Source organism: Spirochaeta lutea, assembly GCF_000758165.1.
In the GTDB taxonomy this organism is placed as follows: domain Bacteria; phylum Spirochaetota; class Spirochaetia; order DSM-27196; family Salinispiraceae; genus Spirochaeta_D; species Spirochaeta_D lutea.
On record NZ_JNUP01000062.1, the window covers coordinates 1 to 1404 of the forward strand.

1 protein-coding gene is annotated in these 1404 nt (G+C 36.3%); it reads right to left on the reverse strand.

Annotated elements, in window-relative coordinates; genetic code table 11:
* Nucleotides 1-502: 502 nt before the first annotated feature.
* Nucleotides 503-1297 (reverse strand): class I SAM-dependent methyltransferase, encoded by a 795-nt coding sequence (locus tag DC28_RS07510; RefSeq protein WP_081942050.1) that lies wholly within the window; start codon nt 1295-1297, stop codon nt 503-505.
* Nucleotides 1298-1404 lie beyond the last annotated feature (107 nt).

Consider the following 1404-nt stretch of genomic DNA (forward strand, 5'->3'; position numbering starts at 1 on the left):
TTTCAAGCCCCCTTACAGAGAGCACTTTTACAGAAAGAATTGTACACTACCGTAATGCGCGCTTTCTTTCGTCTGTTTTCTATATCTATTCCATTATGATAAGCATGGTGCCTAAGGCAAAGTTTATTAGACTCAGATTTAATGTATTTAAGTAATATTTTCTCTAAGTTCATATTTAAAAAACCCAGCTTCCGCTGGGTTCCACGCGTACAACCTACGTAAAAGTTAGTCGCTACATACTCCTCAAACAAGCTTTATCTTTAAGGAGGACCAACTACTGAATAAATTCAATAGCAATAAGGGTACCCGCTTTCCCCCTTGGGGAATGTTATATTTGAACACAGGGGTCGATAATTGTCAATAAATTGATTCATTGTCTTGGAATGCATTTAACAACCGCTTGAGCGGCGAGCCGTACATTGGCGTGGAGTTTGCCCTGCCCGATTAGGGCAGGAATCAAGCAAACTCCATGACAATAGGCGAGTCCGTCTCGAAGCGCTTGTTATACGGCGCTAGCTTTATATTTCTTTACAATTGTCATCCCGATAGTAAAATCGAAAATGAATTTATCCTGCTGGTTCATACTCAGTAATTTTTCCTTTGACTTAAGTTTGAAATCATCGATTTCATTTCCTAACCATTCAAATAATCCTGCAGAAGATAAATATAGATTGATTATTTGATCAGATGACCAGATTAATTCTGCTTTAAATTCTACTTCTTGTATTTCCCCGATGGTTTTCAATTTATCGCGAGTACGAATCCAATCAATTTTGATTCCATTTGTGGGCTTAAAATCTTTCTTTAAATGAAAACCGCAAAAAATCAGATTTTTCATCATTTGAGCCCAATCTGCTTTCCGGTTCCAAATTCCACCATCATTCTCACCAACGGAGATAAATAACCCTTCGGGTTTAAGATGATTTTTCAATTGCTTTATAATTTCTTCATGATCCATCCAATGGAATGATCTTCCAGCAGTCACTAAATCAATTTTGAAATCTTTTGGAATGGAAGCAAAATAATCTTCAGCAATACCATGATATGTTTTTATTCTTGAATTGTGATTGATCACTTTTAAGTTAACCTGATTTAGCATTTCGATTTCCGGATCAACTCCGATGCTTTCGTCGAAAGATGAAGAAAGTGGAATCAATAGTTCACCAGTACCACATCCTAAATCTACATAGATGTTTCTATAATCTGCCCTTAGTTCAGTCATTACTTTTGTAAAGAATTCTTTTGGATATTTTGGCCTGGAATCGGAGTATATTTGAGCCGCAGTTTGATATGACATTGTAATTTCCTTAATTAATAATAATTAGACTACGGTTATGAATTAAATCCATTTTTTACGTCCGTATAACAACCACTTAACCTGTGAGCCGTACATTGGCGTGGAGT

Excerpts from the sequence above, each read along its gene's own strand:
- DC28_RS07510 (WP_081942050.1), bottom strand. The coding sequence starts at position 1,297 with ATGTCATATCAAACTGCGGCTCAAATATACTCCGATTCCAGGCCAAAA.